Genomic DNA, 23,371 nt, shown 5'->3' with positions numbered 1-23,371 from the left:
AGTCTGTTTTTTACATCACGGCACATATACCTGCCGCATGAGGGCTTTTTTAAGCCGGGGCAACAACGGGGTCGAGGCTACGGCAAAGAGAATGAGTGCCACATAATGCCAACGCGAGTAATAGAGCGGTATGCCATTGAGCGCCTGGTCGACATATATCAGGAAATAGTGCCGCACCGGCAGCACATACGACATGGCCTGGAAGGGCAGATACATGGCCGGTACCGGGAACGAGAACCCGGCAATGGAGAGTGACAGGACACCCACCAGACCGGCTGCACTCAACCCGATACGCAACGAGGGGGCTATACTCATGATAATCACGGCAAAACTCTGCGTGGCGACCACCAGCAGGAACATGGCGAAAATCATGTGCCAGATGTTCCCCTGCATGGGGAAATGAAGGTAGCCATACAACATGGCCAGATAGAAAAGCCCCACGGCAAAGAAGATGATGGTTTGCGGCAAGAGCTTGCCGGTGATGGCGATGATAATCGAATCGTCGGCCGTGCGCAACCACTCCCGTGCGGTGGCTCGCTTGATTTCCGACCCGATGCTGAACACCGTGACCAGCAGAATCATCAGTTGCAGCAGACCGGGCAGGAACGAGTTGTTGAGGTAGACCGAATAGCTGACCCACGGATTGCCCAGGGCGTGCATGTCGGCGGCGATGGGTTGCAGCTTGGCCATAATCTGCGACTCCTCCACCCCGGTGGCCAGCAGCACCTGGCGCACCACGGCTCCCGAGGCCAGCACCGACATGGTCTTGAAGTTCTTGTAGAGCAGCGAGGCGGGTATAAAATAGGCGTTGTTGGTATAGAACGAAATCTCGGGCTGACGACCGGCCGTGGCCTTGGCCTCGAACCCTTCGGGAATCATGAGGAAGCCGAAGATATCGCCCGCCTGCATCAGTTCGCGCGCCTCGGTAAAGCTGTTCAACTTGTACTGCACGTCGACCGACTCCAATGCTCCCAGCTGTCGGGTAAAATCCTGCGACGACGAGGAGTGGTCCTGGTCGACAATGGCCACCGGTATCTTGTGGGGCAACCCTTCGTGCATCAAAGTGAACATGAAGAGGCAGCAAAACAGCGGGGCCACCACCATGCACAACACATAGGCGGGACGAGACACGAGTTGCCGCATCTCCCTGACGAGGGAAGCCCACAGTCCTGTCTGATTTTCCTTTTGTCCTGTCATATCGAATCTCCCGACGTTAAACATATACCGCTGTCCGGTTTATTTGTCGCGTTTCAACAGGACCGACATGCCGGGACGCAGGTTGTCGACCGGCTCCACGGGACGGGCCTTCACCTCGAAGGTCTTGGCGTCGTACTGCCCGGTCACCTTCGTAGCGCGCCATACGGCATACGACCCCATGTCGCGAATGTAGAATACTTTGAGGGTCACCTCCTTGTTGTCGAGTGCCGGAATCACGGCACGCACCTCGGCTCCCATCGTGAGGTCTTCCAACAGGTCTTCGCGCACGTTAAACGAAACCCACATATCGTCGAGTTTGAGCACGTTCATGATGGGTGCACCCAGGCTCACCAGCTCGCCCACGTTGGGGAATATGTCGGAGATTTCACCGTCGGTAGGCGCCGTCAGGTAAGAGTCGTCGAGTATCGACTCGACCTCGGCCACACCACCTTTGGCGGCAGCTACCATGGCGGCAGCGGCAGCCTTGTCCTCGGCCTGGGCTCCGGCCTTGGCCATCTCGTATTGCGAACGGGCCGCACTCTCGGTGGCCATCATCGCCTTGTAGGAGGCTTCGGCCTCATCACGTTTCTGTGCCGAAACGACACCTTTTTTATAGAGCGACTCCATGCGGTCGTAGGTCTTCTTGGCTATCGTGAGCCCGGCCTGAGCCTGTTGCCACATGTCGTAGGCCGAGTTGAGCAACTCGATGCGGGTGCCGCTGTCGACCTTCTTGTTCTGCGCTTGGGCGACCGACGCCATGGCCTCGGCCTGCGAGAGCTTGGCCTCGACAAGCGACGAATGTATGTGCACCAGCGTGTCGCCGGCTTTCACATGCTGCCCCTCCTCGACCATGAACTCGACTACCCGCCCGGGCAACTTGCCCGACACGCGCACCTGAGTGGCTTCGGCCTGCCCCTGGATAATCTGAGGCTCGGGTTTCAACAGGAACAATCCAATCAGGGCCAAAACAACGATAATGACAATCAAGGCAATGAGGCCAACGACCAAACTGCGTTCTTTTTTTTCTCTTAGATTTTCCATCGTAAATCCTGTTTGCTATTTTTTTTATTTTTCTTTTTTTTCAATATTTCATCGTGCCCAAGGCTTTGGCCAGGTAGACCTCGCACAGACGGGTATCGATTTCGGCATCGATTTTCTCCGACTGGGCTTCGAGCCAGGCGGTCTGGGCTTCAAGTACGTTGGTCGTGGTGAGCACGCCCTCTTCAAAACCCACCTGGGCATTGCGCAGGTTCTCGTCGGCCTTTTCGAGATTCTTCACCGCCATGCGGTAGGTGCGATAGGCCTCCGAGGCCTTGAAGGCAGCCTGATTGACCTGCAACTCGATTTTCTCCTTGGCCTCGGCCAATTGCAACTTGGCCACGACAGCCTCGCTCTTGGCGGCCCGTATCTTGTTGTAGTTCTGCCCCCAGTGCAAGATGGGAATGTTGAGCATTACCCCCACGCTGAACATGCCGTTGAACTCGTTCTTGAAGCCGTTGAAGGCATTGGGGTTGCTGAACGAATAGGTGCCGACCAAAGCCAGCTTGGGCAACATGTCGGAGAGGGCCAGACTTTTCTTCTTCTCATAAATCTTGGCCGCATAACTGAGGCTGAGTACTTCGTTGCGGTTGTTGAAGACCTCTTCCATGTTGTAGGCGAGCGGCTGTTCCTGGGGTTCCACCCGGTCGAGCGACTCGTCTTCGAGGGTAAAGACCTCGTTCACGGGCAACCCGCAGATTTGGGCCAGAGCCATGCGCGACAGCGCCAGGCCGTTGTCGACCTTGGCCAGGGTTATCTGCGCAGCATTCAGCCGCACGGCTACCGTAAGCCCGTCGGACTGGGTGGCTACCCCCTCCTCGATCATATCCTGCACATGGCGGTTGAGGGTGTCGAGCAGAGCGGTGTAGCTCTCGGCCAGTTTCTTTTTATGCACGAGCGAAACGACTTGCCAGTAGGCCTCGTCGGTCTGATAGACAATCTCCTTCTCGGCCGTGTTGCGTTGCGAAACGGCCAGCTTCTCGGCATACCCGGCTATATCGTTCAAGGCCTTGATCTTTCCGCCCATGAAGACGGGTTGTGTCAAGGTGACCAGCCCGACATAGACGTTGTGTACGTCGAACTCGAAGGCCTCCTTGGGAATGAGTGCCACCGTTTGGGGGATAGGCTGCCCGTTGTTCAGTATGGGCTCGCCCGTCACGGGATTGGTCACCACATTATATTTATATTGCTGGGTAGCCAGGTCGAAGGTCTTGGTGGGCAGATACTGGTCCTCTTCGAGCAGCGAGATGGACTTTTGGTTGTACATATAAGTACCGGTAAAGTCTATCCCCGGGAAATAGGCTCCCCGGGCCGACTTCTTGGTATAGCCGGCGCCTTTGACCTTCTCCTCGGCGATGCGCAGTTGCTTGTTGTTCTTCAAAGCCATGCGCCGACACGAATCGAGCGATACCGGCTGTTGGGCCGAGACGGCCGAAAAAGAGAACAGAGAGAGGGCTACCAACACTCTGCCAGCCCATACGTTTCGGTTTATTCTCATATCTTTTTACCTTTTACATGTTGCAGGGTCAACACTTGCCTTGCTTATAGTTGCCTAAACAATTTTATATCTTAAAAAAATAATGCCCCCGGCATTACGCCGCAAAAATACGCCGAGTTTAGCATTAAACAAATATTTGAGCCCTTTGTTTTCGATTTTTACCGTTTTTTAATACTCCCCTCCCCCGGTCGACGGTGCGGCAGGATCGGTATCACCCCTCACTCTTTCAAGATGAACGAGCGGGTACCTATCTTGTAATTGTCGGCAAAGATGTCGACCCGGTATTCACCGGGATAGAGGAACTCCTCCACGGCCCAATACATGGTTACATCGTTCAGTTCGTCGCCGGTAAACTCGATGAGCTTGCGACACGAAAAGTTGATTTCGCGATCCTCGAAGGGGAAGACATCAGCACGGTCCTTGACCAGCACGTCGCCGTCGGGCTTCACAATGCGGGCATAGAGGTATTTCTCGCCCACCTCGGCCGTCACGTTCTTGGCGATGGAGAAGGAAATCTTTATCTTGTCGGTCTTCTTGATACGTTTGGCCACCTTGCCTCTCGTATCGATGGGTGTCACCACGATACCCACGGCATCGAGCTTCGAGGCCAGCGTCACCTTCTCGGTGAGCTCCTCACGCTCCTGTTTCAACTGGCTGGCCGTCTGGGCCACCTCCTGGTAGCGGCGGGTCACCTGTGCATTCTCTTCGCGCAACTGCTTGTTGGCGGCGTTGAGCGAATCGATCTGCATCACATAGTGGCGCATGATGCCCCGCAGGGTAGCCAACTCCTTTTTCAACTCCTCGATACGGGCCGAACTGGTGTTCTTCACCGTGCGCAACTCTTCGAGCAGGCGCTGAACCTTCACCTTCTCGGCATCGAGTTTCTCGACCAGCGAGTCGTTGTTGAACATCATCTTCTGCCCCTCGAACTGGTCGTACTGGGCAGCCAGGTCGCTGTACTCCTTTTCGAGCTCGCTGCGCTGCTTGTCAATCTCGACCTGTTCCTTGAAATCGGACATCTGCTTGTGCTGTATATAGATGAAAATGCCCGTCCCTATCAAAGCGACGGCCAACACGGCAATAATAATCACGACCAGATTACTTCTTTTCATAGTTTATCAGAAGCTATTATTTTGCTGCAAAAGTAACGCATTCTCAAATACCAATCAAGGAGTGACAGATTATTTAAGTTATAAATGTTAAAATAGCTGTATAACCAGCAGCCCAAAAACTCGCTCCCTCCAACGACAAAGCCATGCCCTTCACACGGCATGACCCGGAGGGACAAAATCTTTTTCTCATAAAAATAATTAAGTTAATGACTATTGCAACCGATTTTCCGTATCTTTGTGAAACCTTAGAACTGTTTTACGCCTAAGCAATTATGGGAAAATTGATGGAATTTTTCAAGAAACACCCGATAATCAAAACATTAGTGCAGATGGTTATCGTCTTTTTCCTGTTGATAGCTATCACCCTTTACGGGTTGAAACTCTATACACGCCACGGGAAGGCGGTTCTCGTGCCCGACGTCAAGGCGATGGCCCTGCCCGACGCCTTGCGCATACTCGACCGCGAGGGTTTCAGATATGACATTATCGACTCGCTTTTTATCGACGAAGCCGTGCCGGGCACCATCGTGGAACAGACTCCCGCCGGGGGCAGCAAGGTGAAGGAGGGACGTATCGTCTACCTCTCGATCAACGCCTACTCCCCACGCATGATTACCTGCCCCAAAGTGGCCGACATGTCGATGCGACAAGCCCTCTCGACGCTTGAAAGCCGGGGACTGACCGATATAAAGGTACAAGAGGTGCCGTCGGAATATCCCGACCTGGCCCTCGGGCTGCAATACCGGGGCGAGACACTTGAAGCGGGCGACAAGATTCCTGCCGGCAGCACGGTGACCCTGCTTGTGGGGAACGGCATGCCCGAGACCTACTCCGATGCGACCTTCGAGGAGACTCCGCAAACGACCGAAGAGGCTCCCCTCACCGATGAAAGTTGGTTCAACTGATTCAAACCATCTACCAGCATGAATTTTTGCGACGAAGACATAGAAGCCGACGATAAAATCGTTGCCGAAGAGGGTGAACGTGAACTGTACGAGCACTTTCGGTTTGTGGCCGACAAAGGGCAAAGCCTGCTGCGGGTCGACAAGTTTCTGGTAGCCCGACTGGAAAGCTCGTCGCGCAACCGGGTGCAACAGGCTGCCGAAGCTGGCTGCATACTGGTCAACGGCAAGCCGGTGAAGTCGAACTACCGGGTAAAGCCGCTCGATGTCGTCTCGGTGGTCATGGACCGTCCCCGCTACGAATTTGAAATCATTCCCCAGGATATTCCCCTCGATGTCGTCTATGAAGACGACGCCGTGCTGGTGGTCAACAAACCGGCCGGACTGGTGGTACACCCCGGCCACGGCAATTACAGCGGCACGCTGGTCAATGCCCTGGCCTACTATTTCAGGAACACCCCCAACTACGACGTGAACGACCCGCGGCTGGGGCTGGTGCACCGCATCGACAAGGATACCTCGGGACTGCTGGTGATTGCCAAGACGCCCGAAGCCAAGACCAACCTGGGGTTGCAGTTCTTCCACAAGACCACCCAGCGCAAATACGTGGCCCTGGTGTGGGGGCTCATGGAGCACGACGAGGGAACGATTACCGGCAACATCGGGCGCAGCCTCAAAGACCGGTTGCAGATGACCGTCTTCCCCGACGGCGACCAAGGCAAGCATGCAGTCACTCACTATAAAACCTTGGAAAGACTGGGATATGTTTCTATTGTCGAGTGCAAACTCGAAACAGGGCGTACACACCAGATCAGGGTACATATGAAGTACATCGGGCACACGCTGTTCAACGACGAGCGCTACGGCGGGAACCAGATACTCAAAGGCACTACATTCTCCAAATACAAACAGTTTGTGCAGAATTGCTTCGATATCTGTCCCCGGCAGGCCCTGCATGCCAAGACGCTCGGATTCAAGCACCCGGTTACGGGCGAGGAGATGTTTTTCGACTCACCCATACCCCAGGATATGACCCAACTTTTTGACAAATGGCGCAACTATACCGCCAACCGAGAGATATAATCATTTAACTAAAACAGGAATAGAGAACCAACCCAAATAAAGTTCTATACCTTAAAAACATGAGAGTTATGGAATGTCCAAAAGAATTTGATGATATTCGCCCGTTTTACGACCGCGAATTTCACGACAAGATGAAAATCTTGGTCAAAGAGCCCAAATTTGAACACGCCGTGCGTTACGTCATGCGCGATGTCGACTATGATGCCTTCTGCCAACAGTTGCTGGCTCTCAACAACAAGAAAGATTTTCAGCTGCTCATCATGCGTTCGTTCCTCGAAGGGCTGACCAAGAAAACCACCAAAAGCCTCACCGGGGGGAATTTTGAATCGCTCGACAAGACCAAAAACTACACCTTCATGTCGAACCACCGCGACATCGTTCTCGATGCCTCGCTGCTCAACCTGCTGCTCATCGACCAAGGGATAAACACAAGCGAGATTGCCATCGGGAACAATCTGCTCATCTTCGACTGGATTGCCGACCTGGTGCGGCTCAACAAGAGCTTCATCGTCAAGCGAAACCTGGGCGTGAGGCAAACCTTCGAAGCCGCCCGTCAGCTGTCAGGCTACATTCACTTTGCCATCACTCAAAAAAAAGAGTCGATATGGATTGCCCAGCGCGAAGGCCGAGCCAAAGACTCGGACGACCGCACCCAGGAGTCACTCATCAAGATGCTGGGTCTTGCCGGTGAAGGAGACCTCATCGACAACCTGAAAGAGATCAACATCGTGCCGGTAACCATCTCCTACGAATACGACCCGTGCGACTACCTCAAAGCCTATGAATTCCTGTGCAAACGCGACAATCCCGATTTCAAGAAGACTCAGGAAGACGACCTGCACAGCATGGAGATAGGTCTGCTCGGATTCAAGGGAAACGTACATTTCCAAATATCGCCCTGCATCAACGACGAACTCGACAAGTTGGATCGCACCGAAGAGAAAACCGAAATTCTGGCCCGCATTCCCCAAATCATCGACAAGTCGATTCACTCCAACTACAAGATATACCCCGGCAACTATGTCGCCTATGACATGCTTTACCCGAAAAACCGCTTTGCCGACCGCTATACCCGCGACGAGCAACAGACATTCATCGAGTATCTGCACGCCCAACTGGACAAGCTGCCCAACGTTACGAAGTCCGAAGACCGGGAGTTCCTCGAGAAATGTATTCTCACCATGTACTCCAACCCGCTGAAAAATCAGTTGATTGCTCTCGGACAGGAGGCCTAACCAGAGAGTACAAGGAAAAACGATGGGTGGTTTTCGGTATAAAACGGCTCATCGTTTTTCTTCTCCCATACAAAAATAAACTTTATGCGGTTACCTCTTCTTCTCATATCACTTCCGCTTTTGGCCCTGCTGACCGACGTCTATCTGTTCAGGCGCCACCTGCGCCACGCCCCCGGGTGGCTGAAAGCATGTTGGTGGAGCCTCACGGGAGTGGTACTCGTGGCCGTATTTCTGGCCGTACTCTTCCAGGTCAAGTTCCGGGGAACCATCGACATCAACGTAGCCATGTGGGCATTCTACGCCTTCTTCCTCGTTTACATGCCCAAATGGTTCTACTCGATACTCTCCCTTTTCGACTACCTGCCCCACCTGTGGCACAAGCCCCGCAGCCGATGGGGACATATTGTCGGTTCCGCACTAGCCCTCTTCGTCGCAGCCAGCATACTCTACGGCGCATTCTACGCCCGGCAGCACCCGGTGTATAACGAACGTACCATCTCCTTCGACCGCCTGCCCGAGGGATTCGACGGCTATCGCATCGTCCAGTTCTCCGACCTGCATATCGAGACGCTGGGCTCGGCCGGCCGCTATCTGCCCGAGTGGGTGGACCGCATCAACAGCCTGCACCCCGACCTCATCGTCTTTACCGGCGACCTGGTCAACCGGCAAGGGGGCGAACTGCCTCCCTTCATGGACGAGCTCTCGCGACTCTCGGCGACCGACGGCGTCTACTCGGTGCTGGGCAACCACGACTATGGCGACTACTACCACTGGACGTCACCCGCCGACCAGGCGAAAACCCTGCAAAAACTTATCGCCGACGAAGGTCACATGGGGTGGCACATGCTCAACAACCGCTCGGTCTACCTGCACCGCGGCAACGACAGCATCGCCCTCATCGGGGTCGAAAACTGGGGCATGCCTCCCTTCCCCCAATACGGACGGCTAAACGAGGCCTATCCCGCACGCAACGACTCGACCTTCAAGATACTGCTCTCGCACAACCCGCTGCACTGGCGCCACGAGGTGATTCCCCGTACCAACATCGACCTCACCCTCTCGGGCCATACCCACGCCATGCAGTTGAAGCTGGGGTGGAAGGGCTTTGAATACTCGCTGGCCGAACCCATGTACCCCGAGTGGAGCGGACTCTATGTGGCTCCCGACGGCCATCACAAGCTCTATGTCAACGAGGGTATCGGGTGTGTGTTCCTGCCCATACGCATCGGAGCCCGCCCCGAGATTACCATCATCACGCTAAAAAAAGATTCATGAATAATCCCTTGTTCTACAAACTGATATCCCAATCACTGGGTATTGCCGAACCGCAGATTGCCAAGACCATCGAGCTGCTCGACGGCGGTGCCACCATTCCCTTCATCAGCCGCTACCGCAAGGAGGCTACCGGCTCGCTCGACGAGGTACAGATCGGGAATATCAAAGAGGCTTACGACCGGTTGTGCGAACTGGCCAAACGCAAGGAGTCGATTCTCTCGACCATCGGCGAGCAGGGGAAACTGACCGACGAGTTACGCCAGCGCATCGATTCGTGCTGGAATGCGACCGAACTCGAAGATATATACCTGCCCTACAAACCCCGCCGGCGCACCCGAGCCGAGATTGCCCGCGAACACGGGCTCGAACCGCTGGCCAAGATTATCATGTCGCAACGCAACGACCACATCGAGTCCAGTGCCGGCCGCTTCGTCAATGCCGAAGTGCCCAACACCGAGAGCGCCATCAAGGGGGCCTGCGACATCATCGCCGAGTGGGTGGCCGAGAACGAACGGGCCCGCCACACGGTGCGCCGCGGCTTTGAACAGAGCGGCGTCATCGCCGCCAAGGTGGTCAAGGGCAAAGAGGCGGAGGGCGACAAGTACCGCGACTACTTTGCTTGGAGCGAACCGCTGCGGCGATGTGCCTCGCACAAGATTCTGGCTGTGCGCCGCGGCGAGAACGAGGGTATTTTGCGCGTCTCCATCACTCCCGACGACGAGCAGACACTCCCCCGCCTGCAACGACTCTTTGTCAAAGGCGACGGCGAGGCTTCCCGGCTTGTGACACAGGCCGTGGCCGACAGCTACAAACGGCTGCTGCGCCCCTCGATCGAAAGCGAATTTGCCGCCTCGTCCAAAGAGCGGGCCGACGACGAGGCCATCGCCATCTTCGCCGGGAATGTCAGGCAACTGCTGCTGGCTCCACCTCTGGGGCAGAAACGTGTGCTGGCCATCGACCCCGGTTACCGCACCGGCTGCAAGGTAGTCTGCCTCGATGCCCAGGGAAACCTGCTGCACAACGAGACCATCTATCCCCACCCGCCCCGGCAGGACCGCGCGGGGGCGGCCCGCAAACTCACCCAATTGGTCGAGAGCTACAAAATCGAAGCCATCGCCATCGGCAACGGTACGGCCGGCCGCGAGACCGAACAGTTTGTTACCAACCTGCGCTACGACCGCAAGATACAAGTATTTGTAGTAAGCGAGAGCGGAGCCTCCATCTACTCGGCCTCGAAGGTGGCCCGCGAGGAGTTCCCCGACCAGGACGTGACGGTGCGAGGCGCCGTGTCGATAGGCCGACGACTCATCGACCCGCTGGCCGAGCTGGTGAAAATCGACCCCAAGTCGATTGGCGTGGGACAATACCAGCACGACGTAGACCAGTCGAAACTGAAAAAGTCGCTCGACCGGGTGGTCGAATATTGCGTCAATTCGGTGGGAGTCAACGTCAACACCGCCAGCAAACACCTGCTCACCTACATCTCGGGACTGGGTCCGCAACTGGCACAGAACATCGTCGAGTACCGGCAAACCCACGGCGACTTCACCCGCCGCAGCGACCTGCTCGACGTGCCCCGCATGGGAGCCAAGGCCTATGAACAGTCGGCCGGATTCCTGCGCATACCCCATGCCTCCAATCCCCTCGACAACTCGGCCGTGCACCCCGAGCGCTACCCCATCGTCGAGCGAATGGCCGCCGACCTGGGTTGTACCATCGGCGAACTCATCGAGAACAAAGCGTTGAAAAAACAGCTCGACCTCACGAAATATATCGCCGGCGACGTGGGCATGCCCACCCTCACCGACATCATGGAAGAGCTCGACAAGCCCGGCCGGGACCCCCGACGGTACATCGAGATGATGGAGTTCGACTCCCGCATCAAGAGCCTCGACGACCTGCAAGAGGGCATGGTGCTCAACGGCATCGTGACCAACATCACCCAGTTCGGCTGCTTTGTCGACATCGGCATCAAGGAGAACGGACTGGTGCACATCTCGCAGATGGCCGACCGCTACATTGCCAATCCGGCCGAGGTCGTAGCCATGCACCAGCCGGTGCGGGTACGGGTCATCGGGATAGACCGGGAACGCAGGCGCATACAACTTTCATTAAAGGAGGTATCATGAACAGTGCATTAATCAGTCTGGCTTCCAACTCGCCCGACAAACAGGGACAGATGGAAAAGGCATTTGCCGAGTTGCAGGCGATGGGCATCGTCGCCGAAGCCTCGTCGATATACGAAACGGCCCCCTGCGGGAATCCCCGTCACCCCAACTACCTCAACGCGGTAGTTCGCATTGACACTTCGGCCGAATATCAAGCCCTGCACGACACCCTCAAAGCGATGGAGCGTGCCCACGGCCGCACCCCACAGTCGAAGCTGAGCGGCGAGATTCCCCTCGACATCGACATCGTGGTGTGGAACGGTGAGACCCTACGACCGCAGGACTACGGTCGCGAATATTTTCAAATTGGATTGAACGAGATAGAGTCGGCGGTGAAAAACCAACACCCCTACCCGATTGTTACACATTAAATAGGATATAGATATGAAAACAGTAGAAGAAACCTTGCTCATACGCACATCGGTGCGCCGTTACGAATACGACAAGATTCCGGCCGAGACCCTCGATTTCATCTACCGGGCCATCGCCAACACACCCACCAGCTACAACGGACAGCAATTCTCGGTCATCGCCATCGACGACCAGGCTATCAAAGAGGAGCTCTACGCCATTACCAACCAGAAGCAAATCAAAACCTGTGCCACCCTGCTGATGTTTTGTGCCGACTATCACAAGATTGACGTACTGGCTCAGAAGAAAGGAATAGACAATCCCCATTTCGAGAATACGCTCGACGGCGTGATGGTGGGTATCATCGATGCCGCCCTGGCCATGCAGAATGCCGTCGTAGCCGCACAAGCCGCCGGGCTGGGAAGCTGCTGCGTGGGATATGCCCGCACGGCCAACCCCGAGAAGATTGCCGAGATTCTGCATCTGCCACAGGGCACCTTTGTCGTGTGTGCCCTCACGCTGGGTATCCCCCGCGAGTCGCCCGACCTGAAACCCAAACAACCGCTCTCGCTCGTGGTACATCACAACCACTACCGCACCGACGACATGAGCGCCGACCTCATGCAGTATGACCAAACCATCTCGGAGTACAACCGCCACCGCAGCGGTACCACCACCGAGAACGACTGGTGCGGTCACATACTCGACTACTACCGCATAGCCCTCGGCTACGACATGGAGGGTTACCTCAACAAGCAGGGGTGCAAACTACCCTTCAAGACCAAGGAATAGGAAAATTCTGTCGGGAAATTCCAACGGAAAAAGGGGCGGTTAAGCGATATTTTTCTGCCTTTTGTCGATACTGTTTTGCCCGGAACAAAAGCCGACATATATTTGTATCACAATTAATTAATCGCCCTGTGTAAAATATTACAGACTATTTTTTTCGATTAACTATTCTATATATTTTGGTTAGGTAGCCACCTCGCTGTGAAGCGAGGTGGTTGCTTTTTATACCGGTTCAAGCCTCGATGCCACACAACGGCAACAAGGCATCGGGGGTATCGACCAGGTGGCAGGCGCCGGCCCGGCTCAACTCGTCGCGGCCGCGGAATCCCCAGGTCACCCCGGCCGACTCGACCCCGGCGGCACGAGCCGTACACATATCCACGTCCGAGTCGCCCACATACAACGTGTCGGCCTTTTCGACCCCAGCCCGCTGCATGATGTTATACACAATGTCGGGAGCCGGTTTCACCGGTACCCCCTCGCGCTGCCCCAGCACAGCCACAAAAGGTACCTCGGGGAAGAAATACCGAATCAGTTTCTCGGTTCCCGCCTGGTATTTGTTCGAAGCCACGGCCACCTTCACGCCATGGGCCGAAAGGGTAGCCAGCAGCTGTGCAATCCCGTCGTAGGGACGGGTGCAGTCGGTATTATGTTCGGTATAGTATTCCAGGAAACAAGTGCGCATGCGCGCGATATTCTCGGTCGAACGCGATGCCTCGGGCAAGGCCCGTTCAAACAATTTGGTAATACCGTTCCCCACGAAATAGAGATACTCCTGCACCTCATGCTCGGGGAATCCGCAACAGCGCAAGGCATAGTTGGTACTCATGGCCAAATCGGCAATCGTGTTCAGTAACGTTCCGTCCAAATCAAAAATAACCAGTCGTTTCATGTTCTTCTCTCCTTTCAGGCGCACAAAGATAGTGAAAGGTGAGAGTAGAGACAAACGAAAACGAAGTTTTCAAGTTTGGCTATACCGAACCGAATCCTATCTTATGAAAAGATAGTGAAAGGTGAGCGCAAAGCAAAGATGCTTGCATAATTTGCTCGATCGAGCCACAGACTCTCCCCTGCACAAGAGAATGAAAACAGGAGTGCAGAGGTACGAACGAACAGCGTTTCAACTTGAAAATGAAAGTTTCATTTGTTTTTGCTCTCGCCTTTTCCCATTTTTTCCTATTTTTGCAAATCCTTTGCGACGAGTAAGGGGAGAAGCTATTTCGTAAATAATAAAACCACTATAAATAATGGCAAAAGAGTTGAAAGAATTGACCAAGCGTGCCGATAACTATTCGCAATGGTACAACGACTTGGTAGTAAAGGCCGACCTGGCAGAACAGTCGGCCGTGCGGGGCTGTATGGTAATCAAGCCCTATGGATATGCAATTTGGGAAAAGATGCAACGTCAGCTCGACGACATGTTCAAGGCCACGGGCCACGTGAACGCCTACTTCCCGCTGTTGATTCCGAAATCGTTTCTGAGCCGCGAGGCCGAACACGTTGAAGGCTTTGCCAAGGAGTGCGCCGTGGTAACTCACTACCGGCTGAAAACCAATCCCGACGGAACGGGCGTGGTAGTCGACCCTGCCGCCAAACTCGAAGAGGAGCTCATCATTCGTCCTACCTCCGAGACGATTATCTGGAACACCTATAAAAACTGGATTCACTCTTACCGTGACCTGCCTATCCTGTGCAACCAGTGGGCCAACGTGTTCCGCTGGGAGATGCGCACCCGCCTCTTCCTGCGCACGGCCGAGTTCCTGTGGCAAGAGGGGCACACCGCCCACGCCACCCGCGAGGAGGCCGAGGCCGAGGCCCGTCGCATGCTCGAAGTCTATGCCGACTTTGCCGAGAACTTCATGGCCGTGCCCGTCATCAAGGGTGTGAAATCGGCCAACGAGCGTTTCGCCGGCGCCCTCGACACCTATACCATCGAGGCCATGATGCAGGACGGCAAAGCCTTGCAGTCGGGCACGTCGCACTTCCTCGGGCAGAACTTTGCCAAGGCATTCGACGTGCAGTTTATCAACAAGAACAACGAACTCGAATATGTATGGGCCACCTCGTGGGGCGTTTCCACCCGTTTGATGGGTGCCCTCATCATGACTCACAGCGACGACAACGGTCTGGTGTTGCCGCCCAAGTTGGCTCCTATTCAGGTAGTAATTATCCCCATCTATAAGAATGCCGAACAATTGCACGCCATCGACGTGAAGGCCGACGAGATTGCCGGCAAGTTGCGTGCCATGGGCATCTCGGTCAAGTACGACAACGCCGACAACAAACGACCCGGCTTCAAGTTTGCCGACTACGAGTTGAAGGGCGTACCCGTGCGTCTGGTGATGGGTGCCCGCGACCTCGAAAACGGTACGGTCGAGATTATGCGCCGCGATACCTTGGAGAAGGAGACAATCCCCGTCGACAACATCGAACAGGTGGTGAAAGGTCTGCTCGACGAGATTCAGGCCAACATCTTCCAGAAGGCTCTCAAATTCCGTCAGGAGCACACGATTACGGTCGACAGCTACGACGAGTTCAAGGAGAAGATCGAGGAGGGAGGTTTCATTCTGGCTCACTGGGACGGCACAACCGAGACCGAAGAGCGCATCAAGGAGGAGACCAAGGCTACGATTCGTTGTATCCCGTTCGACGGCGATACCACGCCGGGTGTCTGCATGGTAACCGGCAAGCCCTCGGCTCGCCGCGTGCTCTTTGCCCGCTCGTATTGATGTGACAGACAGTCTGAAAATAACCACATGAGGGGGTGCAAATACTGCACCCCCTCTTTTATTCTTAGGCGATAATTTCAGGAGAAAAGTAAGTTTCGTATTATCGTGGCGTGAGCAACGATGTCGTGTGGTACGAACCGTGGTTCCCGGTACCGGTCTCCCCGTCGGGGCCGATGGCCCGATTCCATTCGAGTATTACCCCTTCGCGGCTGAAATGAATCGTGAGTACCCCGTTGTCGCCAATGATGGCCTTCACCCCCTCGCGTATCGGCCGGTGCTCGGCATCGTACCAGGTGACATTGAAGAGGTTGGAGAGCCCTGTCGGTTCCAGCACCGCCTTCACCATACCCGTCTGCCACTGGTCGCCAAACCGTTGCGCCCCTTCGACATAAATCAGCAGAAAGTGGGGGCCGCTGGAAACCATAGCCAGTCGGTAGTTACCTCCCAGACGGGTGTAGCTGTTGGTTGCCGAGGCTTGCAGAAACTCATAGAAACCCTCGGCCGGGTGATGGCTCTGGCGCAGGAGCTCGTCCAGTTCGTCGGCACTCCAAATGACATGCCGTTCGGGATACTCTCGTGGGGTGACCGTCCAGTTTTTCACACACACGCAAGCCCCACTCCCCACACAGATGCCGGCCTGATTGCCAAAGAGTCGGTCGTCGCGGCAGACCCCGAGGCGAAATTCCCGCTCCGGGCCCAAAAAAATTTCATATCCGCCACTCACCGGCACGATGTGCAGGCGGTTGTAATCGTCCTCGGGGTGAATCGAGTTTGAAACCACCCGCTTCCATCGGGTGTGGAATATCGTGTCGCCCCGGGCCACGGTATAAATCGTGCAGAGCCACTCGGGAGCCTGGTAGCCGTAGAAGTCGTCGGCCCCGGCTCGCAGCAGCAAGCCGTGATGATTCTGAGGGTCGCGATAGCCCCACACCACCCCCCATACCGGATTCTCCACCTTTTGTCGCAGGGTCTGTCCGACAGAGTCGACGGTGAATACCTCATACCGCCTGCCGGTGCGGTTGTGCAGGTTGGCAATGTCGAGGGTGATGGCCGGCCGCACCCCTTCGCCCGGATTGATTCCCGTGGCGGTTGTATTTATCACACAACTGTCGGCCTGCGAGTTGCAATCGGTCAATACACCGTTTTGGACGGTCACCCGACGCAACGGCGTCTCACCGGTGTACCACGACTGGGCGGCACCGGCACCGATGCAGAGCATCGAGAGGAGCAGGGAGAGGAGACGAGGAGCTTTCATTGGTTTGCAAGTTGAGAGGGCCGGTATTCCCCGACCCTTGTCCAAAGGTAGTGAAAGGCGAGAGCAGAGAGCCATGAAAACAGGGTTTTCAAATTGGTCCATACCGAGCCGAATCCTATCTTATTCAAAGATAGTGAAAACCGGGGGAAGAACCAAAGCAGGCGGTCGTTTTTTCTGAGAACCCGCTATCGGGGAGAGCGGACGGCATGACCCGAGGAGGTCTGCCCGGGGCGGTTTTTCTGACGCTTCGGGCGACGCGATAAAGGGGTAGATAGACAGAGAGCCGGCCACGACGTGGCCGGCTCTCCCGGGAAGATGAGAATTTTATTGTAGATTGTGGGTAGTCTCTTTTCCCTGCGCCCCCGCCGATGTGCCGGGTTGGTTACCCGGAGTCGGTTTCGGGGCCGAGGTTTGGGTTGTAGTCGTCGTGTTGTCGGCAGATGCTGTGGCTTTTGGTGCAGTAGTGTGGGTCGCCGAGTTCCCGGCCGGAGTGGTTGTGGAGGTCGAGGTAGCGGGAGCCGTCGCACCCTCCTCCCAGTGGAAGGGTTCGAACTGGCTATCCTTGTTGGTCCAGCTCGGTTTGCGCGAGGCGTAGATGATGAAGGGGGCGATGACCACGACGAGGGTACCGATGATGAGCACCGAGAACCACACGGCGTTGCTGCCCACCGATATTTGGCTGGGGGGTATGAAACTCAGCACGAAGGCCAGCAGCGAGCCCAGGAATCCCAGTCCGCCGATGAACCACATCATGCCGTTGCCCTTGCCGCCGATGCGGAAGGGGCGGTTGCTCTTCTTCATGTTATACCGCAGGTAGATGGCGGCCGAGAACATGAGCATGTACATGATGAGGTAGAGCACCACCGTGAGTTGCGACATAATCTGGTAGAAACTCTGCACCGAGGGCATCACCACGAAGAGCAGACTCAGCAGCGTGACGGCGGCACCTTGCAGGTAGAGGATATTCTTCTGTACCCCAATCTTGTTGGTCTTTTGGAAGAAGGGAGGCAGATACCCGGCCCGTCCCACGGCAAAGATACCTTTCGAAGGACCGGCTACCCAGGTGAGCACACCGGCCAGCACCCCGAAGGCCAGCGCAATGGCGATGACCGGCGAGAGCCACGAAGCCATGATGAAGTTGAAATAGTTGTCGAATCCCACCAGCAGACTCTGTGTGAGGTTAATATCCTTTTGCGGAATGATGATACCCAGCGCAAAGGTTCCCAACACGAAGATGAGCACCGTGATGGCCGACCCGATAAAGACCGCCTTCGGGTAGTTTTTGGAGGGGTTGTTGATATCCTTCACGTGGATACCACCCATCTCCATACCGGCGTAGAAGAGGAAGATACTGGCCGCCAGCACCAGGTTGTCGAAGTTGGAGAAGTCGGGGAGGAAACTGCCCGAAAAGTCCATTTGCGATTTGCCGCCCATGGCCAGATAGACGATGGCCAGGACGACCAGCAGACCGGCCGGAATGATGGTTCCCACCAGACCGCCTATCTTGGCTACCTTGCCCACCCAGTCGAGGCCCTTCAACGAGATGAAGGTAGCCAGCCAGTAGATAAACAGGACTACCGCCAGGGTGTAGAAACGGTTCGAGGCCAGCAGCATGTCGCCCGTGTGGTCCATGCCGATGAAGGCGATGGCCACGGCGCCGAAGGTCAGCACCGTAGGGTACCAGATGGTACTCTCGATCCATTGTAGCCAGATGGCCAGGAAGCCGGCCTTCTTGCCGAAGGCCTCGCCCACCCAGCGGAACACACCGCCCTGCTTGTCTTGAAACATGGCGGCCAGTTCGGCGGCGACCAGAGCCGTGGGAATGAGGAATACCAGTGCGGCGAACAGATAGTAGAAGGCCGAGCTTACCCCATATTCGGCCTCGGCCGGCAACCCCCGCAGGGAGACTACCGCCGTAACATTCATGATAGCGAGCGTGAATACGCCCAGTTTGACAGATTTAGCGATGTTTGCCATAAGCGATTTAATTAAGTGTTGTAGCGTGGAGCAGCCACATTCATGCAGATAAACAAACATCGGCCGCTTGTTGTTTTACCGGCGTGAAATTATAAAGGAAGAAAAAATGGAAAATTCTATCTCGCAAGGCTGGCGACGGTACGAGTCGAAAGTCTACGGCGCACTGCACATCGCCATTCTGTTGTTGTCGGTATTTCTCGTGGTCACCATCTCGGTCGATACCTTCCGCAACCTCCTGTTCCTCAACCAGGGCAACTATCTGACCATACAGTTGTGGGTGTGCACACTCTTCATGCTCGATTTCCTGCTGGAGCTGGCACTCTCGTCCCGCAAGTGGTACTACCTGAAAACCCACTTTGTCTTCTTTCTCGTGTCGATACCCTACCTGAACATCATCACCTACCTGCACATCGACTTTTCGCCCCAGGCAGCCTACTTCCTGCGCTTCATTCCACTGGTGCGCAGCGGGTATGCCCTGGCCATCGTGGTGGGGTGGTTCACTCGCAACCGGGCGTCGAGCCTGTTGGTCTCGTATCTGACCATGCTGTTGGCCACCGTCTACTTTTCGAGCCTGCTCTTTTTCGTGATGGAACACGACACCAATCCGCTGGTGGCCCACTATACCGACGCCCTGTGGTGGGCCTTCATGGACGTGACCACCGTGGGGTCGAACATCTATGCCGTCACGGCTACCGGCAAAATCCTGTCGGTCGTGTTGGCGGCTCTGGGCATGATGATGTTCCCCATCTTTACCGTCTACGTCACCAATCTGGTACAGCGGACCGCCCAGTCGAAGGAGGGGGCCTGACCACCGTCGACTCCCCTGGCTCAGGAATGCCGGGCTACCCTACCCTTTCATGAAAACTTGATGTACCGATAAAACAACGAGAGCCGGGGGGAATTCCCCGGCTCTCGTTTTGTGAGGAGAGGTGAGCAGGTCAGACGGTTATCGTTACCGAGTCGCCACTGAATACCGACAGCCCCAGCTTGTTCATGATATAGCGCACGGCCAGTTGGGCCTTGACCGAATTGCCCGCCTCGTCGATGGGCGGTGCAAAGGCCGAGATGCCCATCACGCCCGGCAGTACACCCAGAATGCCACCACCCACGCCCGACTTGGCCGGTATGCCCGACGTGTAGAGCCAGTCGCCCGTGCGCTCGTAGAAGCCTACGGTCGAAATGAGCGAGGTAATCTTGGGCGCCAGCGAGGCGTCGAACACCTGTTGACCCGTCTTGGGATTGACCCCCTTGTTGGCGATGGTCGCCCCGCACACCGACAGCTGCTCGGCCGTGATGCCCAGCGAACACTGGCGGGTATAGAGGTCGAGCGACAGGTCGGGGTCGTCGTAGATGCGGTTGTAGTTCTTCAACAGCCAGGCGATGGAGCGGTTGTTGAAGTTGGTCTCCGACTCCGACTTGTACAGCTCGTCAATCAGCACGGGTGCGCTGCCCGACAGCAGGGTAATGTTGTCGACAATGGCCTTCCACTTGGCAATGGCATTGCCCGTGGGCTGCACCATGCTGCACGCTGCGATGGCTCCGGCGTTGACCAGAGGCGTGGAGGGGTGGTCGTTTTCCAGCAAGATGGCCACAATCGAGTTGAAGGGCAGACCCGTAGCGTCGGCCCCGATCATCGAGAGCAGTTTGTCGGCCCCGTATTGGCGCAGCACCAGTATGGCGGTGTGTACCTTGGAAACCGATTCAATGCCAAACCGGTACTGGGTGTCGCCCACCTCGATGATATGTCCGTCGGTGAGGCACACGCTGATGCCGAACAGCTGGCTGTCGACACCGGCGAGGTAGGGAATGTAGTCGGCATTCTTGCCGTCGTGGTTGTCGCGGTAGAGGTCGTGCGCTTCGTGCACGGCCTGTTCGATTTGAGTGATTGAAATCTCCTTTTTCATGCCTGTCTCATTTTTTACATTTGCAGCGATAGCCCGTGTGAGTAAACAGGGTGCTCTCTACGGCGATATTCTTCTCCTGGGCGATGCGGGTGGTCGTGGGGTATTCGAGTTTTTCGAGGTCGGCCACAGCGTCGTTGATGTCTTTCAGCAACATGTCGGCCATGTCGCGGCTGAACCCTTGGCGCACCACGATACGCATGACCACGCAGCTCTCGATGTTTTGAGGCAACGAATAGGCGGGAACCATCCAGCCGCTCTGGCGCAGGCGGTCTTGCAGGTCATACAGGGTCCACTTGGCACTCTTGGCATAGTCGGGGTGCATGTACCAGATGAAGAGCGGATTCTCCACCCGGTCGCTGTAATTGACAAAGGGTTTCATCTTGCCTATCTCGTCGTGCAGGTATTGAGTAATCTGCATGCTGTTGTACTGGATTGCCTTGTAGCCCTGGAATCCCAACCGAATGAACTGGTAGTATTGGCCCAGAATCTGTGCGGCCGGGCGCGAGAAGTTAAGCCCCACTTGTGTGATGTCGGCACCCAGGTAGTTGACACTGAACGACATTTCGTCGGGCAGATACTTCTTGTCGCGCCATACGACCCAGCCCAGACCGGGATAGACCAAACCGAACTTGTGGCCCGAGGTACTGATGGAGAGAACCCATTTCAGCCGGAAGTCCCACTTCTTGTGCGGGTCGAGGAAGGGGAGGATAAATCCGCCCGAAGCGGCGTCGACGTGAATGGGAATGTCGTAGCCCGTCTTCTTGTTGTACTCGTCGAGCAGGTGGTCGAGCCGCTCCACGTCGTCGTTCAGTCCCGTCCAGGTGACACCCTCGATGGGCACGATGCAGATGGTATTCTCGTCGCACATTTTAAGCGCGGCCTCGGGGTCAAGGGTAGGTTTGTCGAGGGTGAGGGGTACCTCGCGCATCTCGATTTGCCACAGTTGGGCAAACTTCTCCCACACGATCTGGTAGGCTGCCGAGATGACAAAGTTGGGCTTATCGGTCGGTTTCCCCTGTGCCTGACGTTTCTTGCGCCAGCGCAACCAGGCGGCGACACCGCCCAGCATACAGGCTTCGGACGAACCTATCGCCACGGCACCGCTCTTCCACTTGGCCTCCTCGGGCGAGTTCCACAGGTTGGCCATGATGTTGATACACTTGGCATTCATGACGGCGATACGGGGGTACTCCGTCTCGTCGATATAGTTGATGTTGATGGCCTCGTTCATCAGTTTGGTCGCATACTTGTCCATGTAGGTGGTGACAAAGGTAGCCAGGTTGAGGCGGGGTTGCGTCTGGGCAAAGGTCTCGTCCTTGACCATCTGGTAGGCGATTTCGGGGGTGGTGGGCGCATCGGGGATACGCTCTACGGGCGAAGGTTTCAACATCTCGTCAGACCCGAAGATGCTCGTTTTGGCATCTCCTTCTCGTAAACTAAAATCTTTCATCGTATAAAGTATTTATGAATTAGACCAATGAAACCCACTCTCCCCGGGTGGAGAGGGCGGCTTCTTGGTGAAACAACAGCCCCGGCGGGGCGAAAGTTTACGCCGTTGGGTTATTTCTGCACAATTTGGCACTTGTTAAAGAAGTTGCTAAACATTCGGGAGCGTCGGTTGTTTTCCCCCTGTAATAAAATAAAATGCATAGCCTATGAAAATAGAGACCGGGCGGGGTACAATCCCGCTGATTACACTCGTGGGCATTTGGTCCATATCGGCGCTAAGTGCCCTGCCGGGGCTGGCGGTATCGCCTATTCTCGGACAGTTGTCCACTATCTTTCCCCACGCTTCGGAGTTTGACATACAGTTACTCACCTCGTTGCCATCGTTGTTGACAATCCCCTTTATTCTGCTCTCGGGTAAGCTCACCGAGCGGGTGAACAACGTGCGGCTGTTGCAGGTGGGACTGGTGGTCTTTGCCCTGAGCGGGGTGCTCTACCTCTTCTCGGGGCAGATGTGGCAGCTGATTGCCGTGAGTGCCCTGCTGGGTATCGGGGCGGGTATCATCGTGCCGCTCTCGACGGGCCTCATTTCGCGCCATTTCGTGGGACGCTACCGCACCCAGCAATTCGGATTGAGCTCGGCCATCACCAACGTCACCCTGGTTCTGGCCACGATGCTCACCGGCTATCTGGCCGAGGTGAACTGGCATCTGCCATTCGTGGTCTACCTGGCTCCCGTTCTCTCGCTGTTGCTCTCCTTCTCGTTGAAGCGCGACTCGACCTCGGCCCGGCCGGTGGCCCAGACCTCGACCGGCCGTCTCGACAAGGGGCGCCTGGCGGGGCTCATGGCCTTCTACGGACTCATTACCTATCTGGTGATTATCGTCAGCTTCAACCTGCCCTTCCTCATGAAAGAGTATCATTTCGACACGGGGGCATCGGGGTTCATCATCTCACTCTTTTTCCTGGCCATCATGCTGCCCGGTTTCTTCCTCAACCCGGTGCTGTCGTTTCTGGGGTCGCTCACCAAGTTCACGAGTCTGTCGTTCATCGCCATCGGGCTGTTACTCATACTGTTGTCGATGAGCGAGTGGGTGTTGGCGCTCGGGGCCATCTTCATCGGGCTGGGCTATGGAGTGATGCAACCCGTGATTTACGACCAGACTACCCGGGCGGCCGATGCCTCGCGGGCTACGTTTGCTCTGGCATTGGTCATGGCCATGAACTACCTGGCCATTCTGCTCTGCCCCGTGATTATCGACGCCCTGCAATCACTCTTTCATATCCATACCCAGCGGTTTGCCTTTGAACTCAACCTGGGTATTACGCTGCTCACCGTGGTTTGGGCCTATTGGAAACGGCACACCTTTTTGTTCAACGATGCTCCCGCCAATCCCGTTCAGCCATGAAAA

Annotated in this window: 19 protein-coding genes; 10 read left to right on the top strand and 9 right to left on the bottom strand. The window is 55.8% G+C overall.

Translation table 11 applies throughout. The features are described from left to right. Nucleotides 1–15: 15 nt before the first annotated feature. The 4 genes from BARVI_RS11325 to BARVI_RS11310 all read right to left on the bottom strand — a co-directional run bounded on the left by BARVI_RS11325 (nucleotide 16) and on the right by BARVI_RS11310 (nucleotide 4,845). A complete protein-coding gene (locus tag BARVI_RS11325; RefSeq protein ID WP_025279357.1) occupies nucleotides 16–1,197 on the bottom strand; it encodes an ABC transporter permease in 1,182 nt (393 codons plus the stop codon). Between the two features lie 39 nt (nucleotides 1,198–1,236). Next, a complete protein-coding gene (locus BARVI_RS11320; RefSeq protein ID WP_025279356.1) occupies nucleotides 1,237–2,238 on the bottom strand; it encodes an HlyD family secretion protein in 1,002 nt (333 codons plus the stop codon). Between the two features lie 40 nt (nucleotides 2,239–2,278). Continuing rightward, nucleotides 2,279–3,733 carry a TolC family protein gene (locus BARVI_RS11315; protein ID WP_051401124.1) on the bottom strand — a complete coding sequence of 485 codons (1,455 nt, stop codon included), beginning with the start codon at nucleotides 3,731–3,733 and terminating at the stop codon, nucleotides 2,279–2,281. Nucleotides 3,734–3,951: 218 nt separating this feature from the next. Beyond that, nucleotides 3,952–4,845: a GumC domain-containing protein gene (locus tag BARVI_RS11310; RefSeq protein WP_025279354.1), complete on the bottom strand. Its 894-nt coding sequence runs from the start codon at nucleotides 4,843–4,845 to the stop codon at nucleotides 3,952–3,954. Nucleotides 4,846–5,117: 272 nt separating this feature from the next. Between BARVI_RS11310 and BARVI_RS11305 the strand changes: the two genes are divergently transcribed. The 7 genes from BARVI_RS11305 (at nucleotide 5,118) to BARVI_RS11275 (ending at nucleotide 12,651) form a co-directional block, all read left to right on the top strand. Beyond that, a complete protein-coding gene (locus tag BARVI_RS11305; protein WP_025279353.1) occupies nucleotides 5,118–5,750 on the top strand; it encodes a PASTA domain-containing protein in 633 nt (210 codons plus the stop codon). 18 nt (nucleotides 5,751–5,768) lie between these two features. Then, nucleotides 5,769–6,830: an RluA family pseudouridine synthase gene (locus BARVI_RS11300; protein ID WP_025279352.1), complete on the top strand. Its 1,062-nt coding sequence runs from the start codon at nucleotides 5,769–5,771 to the stop codon at nucleotides 6,828–6,830. A 68-nt stretch (nucleotides 6,831–6,898) separates the two neighbouring features. Next, the gene (locus BARVI_RS11295; protein ID WP_025279351.1) at nucleotides 6,899–8,065 is read left to right on the top strand and encodes a hypothetical protein; all 1,167 of its coding nucleotides are present in this window, start codon (nucleotides 6,899–6,901) and stop codon (nucleotides 8,063–8,065) included. An 84-nt stretch (nucleotides 8,066–8,149) separates the two neighbouring features. After that, the gene (locus BARVI_RS11290; RefSeq protein ID WP_025279350.1) at nucleotides 8,150–9,340 is read left to right on the top strand and encodes a metallophosphoesterase; all 1,191 of its coding nucleotides are present in this window, start codon (nucleotides 8,150–8,152) and stop codon (nucleotides 9,338–9,340) included. Further along, nucleotides 9,337–11,469, top strand: a complete 2,133-nt coding sequence (locus BARVI_RS11285; RefSeq protein ID WP_025279349.1) for a Tex family protein — start codon at nucleotides 9,337–9,339, stop codon at nucleotides 11,467–11,469. Before BARVI_RS11290 ends, BARVI_RS11285 begins: the two co-directional genes overlap by 4 nt. Then, nucleotides 11,466–11,879 (top strand): 2-amino-4-hydroxy-6-hydroxymethyldihydropteridine diphosphokinase, encoded by a 414-nt coding sequence (folK, locus tag BARVI_RS11280; RefSeq protein WP_025279348.1) that lies wholly within the window; start codon nucleotides 11,466–11,468, stop codon nucleotides 11,877–11,879. Before BARVI_RS11285 ends, folK begins: the two co-directional genes overlap by 4 nt. A 13-nt stretch (nucleotides 11,880–11,892) precedes the next feature. Next, on the top strand, nucleotides 11,893–12,651 hold the full coding sequence (locus BARVI_RS11275) for a nitroreductase family protein (RefSeq protein ID WP_025279347.1): 759 nt from the start codon (nucleotides 11,893–11,895) through the stop codon (nucleotides 12,649–12,651). Between the two features lie 229 nt (nucleotides 12,652–12,880). Here the strand turns inward: BARVI_RS11275 and BARVI_RS11270 are convergent, their stop codons facing one another. Continuing rightward, the gene (locus BARVI_RS11270; protein ID WP_025279346.1) at nucleotides 12,881–13,540 is read right to left on the bottom strand and encodes an HAD family hydrolase; all 660 of its coding nucleotides are present in this window, start codon (nucleotides 13,538–13,540) and stop codon (nucleotides 12,881–12,883) included. A gap of 355 nt (nucleotides 13,541–13,895) precedes the next feature. Here BARVI_RS11270 and proS point away from each other — a divergent pair, with 355 nt between their 5' ends. Next, nucleotides 13,896–15,377, top strand: coding sequence for a proline--tRNA ligase (gene proS / locus BARVI_RS11265; protein ID WP_025279345.1), 1,482 nt, complete (start codon nucleotides 13,896–13,898; stop codon nucleotides 15,375–15,377). 100 nt (nucleotides 15,378–15,477) lie between these two features. Here proS and BARVI_RS11260 read toward each other — a convergent pair whose 3' ends face one another. Beyond that, entirely contained in the window at nucleotides 15,478–16,632 is a 1,155-nt protein-coding gene (locus BARVI_RS11260; RefSeq protein WP_025279344.1) for a hypothetical protein, read from the bottom strand. Between the two features lie 324 nt (nucleotides 16,633–16,956). Continuing rightward, nucleotides 16,957–18,609, bottom strand: coding sequence for a putative glutamine/gamma-aminobutyrate antiporter GadC (gene gadC, locus BARVI_RS11255; RefSeq protein WP_025279343.1), 1,653 nt, complete (start codon nucleotides 18,607–18,609; stop codon nucleotides 16,957–16,959). A 106-nt stretch (nucleotides 18,610–18,715) separates the two neighbouring features. Between gadC and BARVI_RS11250 the strand changes: the two genes are divergently transcribed. After that, nucleotides 18,716–19,417: a potassium channel family protein gene (locus BARVI_RS11250; protein ID WP_025279342.1), complete on the top strand. Its 702-nt coding sequence runs from the start codon at nucleotides 18,716–18,718 to the stop codon at nucleotides 19,415–19,417. A 130-nt stretch (nucleotides 19,418–19,547) separates the two neighbouring features. Here the strand turns inward: BARVI_RS11250 and glsA are convergent, their stop codons facing one another. Together glsA and BARVI_RS11240 are read right to left on the bottom strand one after the other, a co-directional pair. Next, nucleotides 19,548–20,513 (bottom strand): glutaminase A, encoded by a 966-nt coding sequence (gene glsA, locus BARVI_RS11245; RefSeq protein WP_025279341.1) that lies wholly within the window; start codon nucleotides 20,511–20,513, stop codon nucleotides 19,548–19,550. Between the two features lie 7 nt (nucleotides 20,514–20,520). Then, nucleotides 20,521–21,963, bottom strand: coding sequence for a glutamate decarboxylase (locus BARVI_RS11240; protein ID WP_025279340.1), 1,443 nt, complete (start codon nucleotides 21,961–21,963; stop codon nucleotides 20,521–20,523). 205 nt (nucleotides 21,964–22,168) lie between these two features. On the opposite strand from BARVI_RS11240, the gene BARVI_RS11235 reads away from it, so the two are divergent. Continuing rightward, nucleotides 22,169–23,368, top strand: coding sequence for an MFS transporter (locus tag BARVI_RS11235; RefSeq protein WP_025279339.1), 1,200 nt, complete (start codon nucleotides 22,169–22,171; stop codon nucleotides 23,366–23,368). Nucleotides 23,369–23,371 lie beyond the last annotated feature (3 nt).

The organism is Barnesiella viscericola DSM 18177 (genome assembly GCF_000512915.1).
GTDB classification, from domain to species: Bacteria; Bacteroidota; Bacteroidia; order Bacteroidales; family Barnesiellaceae; genus Barnesiella; species Barnesiella viscericola.
The sequence above is the reverse complement of the archived record's forward strand: the minus strand, read 5'-3'. Positions and strand labels throughout refer to the sequence as shown.

Coding starts and splice junctions, on each gene's coding strand:
- BARVI_RS11270 (WP_025279346.1), bottom strand. CDS start 13,540: ATGAAACGACTGGTTATTTTTGATTTGGACGGAACGTTACTGAACACG.
- BARVI_RS11250 (WP_025279342.1), top strand. CDS start 18,716: ATGGAAAATTCTATCTCGCAAGGCTGGCGACGGTACGAGTCGAAAGTC.
- BARVI_RS11310 (WP_025279354.1), bottom strand. CDS start 4,845: ATGAAAAGAAGTAATCTGGTCGTGATTATTATTGCCGTGTTGGCCGTC.
- BARVI_RS11275 (WP_025279347.1), top strand. CDS start 11,893: ATGAAAACAGTAGAAGAAACCTTGCTCATACGCACATCGGTGCGCCGT.
- folK (WP_025279348.1), top strand. CDS start 11,466: ATGAACAGTGCATTAATCAGTCTGGCTTCCAACTCGCCCGACAAACAG.
- BARVI_RS11295 (WP_025279351.1), top strand. CDS start 6,899: ATGGAATGTCCAAAAGAATTTGATGATATTCGCCCGTTTTACGACCGC.
- BARVI_RS11260 (WP_025279344.1), bottom strand. CDS start 16,632: ATGAAAGCTCCTCGTCTCCTCTCCCTGCTCCTCTCGATGCTCTGCATC.
- BARVI_RS11320 (WP_025279356.1), bottom strand. CDS start 2,238: ATGGAAAATCTAAGAGAAAAAAAAGAACGCAGTTTGGTCGTTGGCCTC.
- BARVI_RS11325 (WP_025279357.1), bottom strand. CDS start 1,197: ATGACAGGACAAAAGGAAAATCAGACAGGACTGTGGGCTTCCCTCGTC.
- BARVI_RS11315 (WP_051401124.1), bottom strand. CDS start 3,733: ATGAGAATAAACCGAAACGTATGGGCTGGCAGAGTGTTGGTAGCCCTC.
- BARVI_RS11235 (WP_025279339.1), top strand. CDS start 22,169: ATGAAAATAGAGACCGGGCGGGGTACAATCCCGCTGATTACACTCGTG.
- BARVI_RS11285 (WP_025279349.1), top strand. CDS start 9,337: ATGAATAATCCCTTGTTCTACAAACTGATATCCCAATCACTGGGTATT.
- BARVI_RS11290 (WP_025279350.1), top strand. CDS start 8,150: ATGCGGTTACCTCTTCTTCTCATATCACTTCCGCTTTTGGCCCTGCTG.
- BARVI_RS11240 (WP_025279340.1), bottom strand. CDS start 21,963: ATGAAAGATTTTAGTTTACGAGAAGGAGATGCCAAAACGAGCATCTTC.
- gadC (WP_025279343.1), bottom strand. CDS start 18,609: ATGGCAAACATCGCTAAATCTGTCAAACTGGGCGTATTCACGCTCGCT.
- proS (WP_025279345.1), top strand. CDS start 13,896: ATGGCAAAAGAGTTGAAAGAATTGACCAAGCGTGCCGATAACTATTCG.
- BARVI_RS11300 (WP_025279352.1), top strand. CDS start 5,769: ATGAATTTTTGCGACGAAGACATAGAAGCCGACGATAAAATCGTTGCC.
- BARVI_RS11305 (WP_025279353.1), top strand. CDS start 5,118: ATGGGAAAATTGATGGAATTTTTCAAGAAACACCCGATAATCAAAACA.
- glsA (WP_025279341.1), bottom strand. CDS start 20,513: ATGAAAAAGGAGATTTCAATCACTCAAATCGAACAGGCCGTGCACGAA.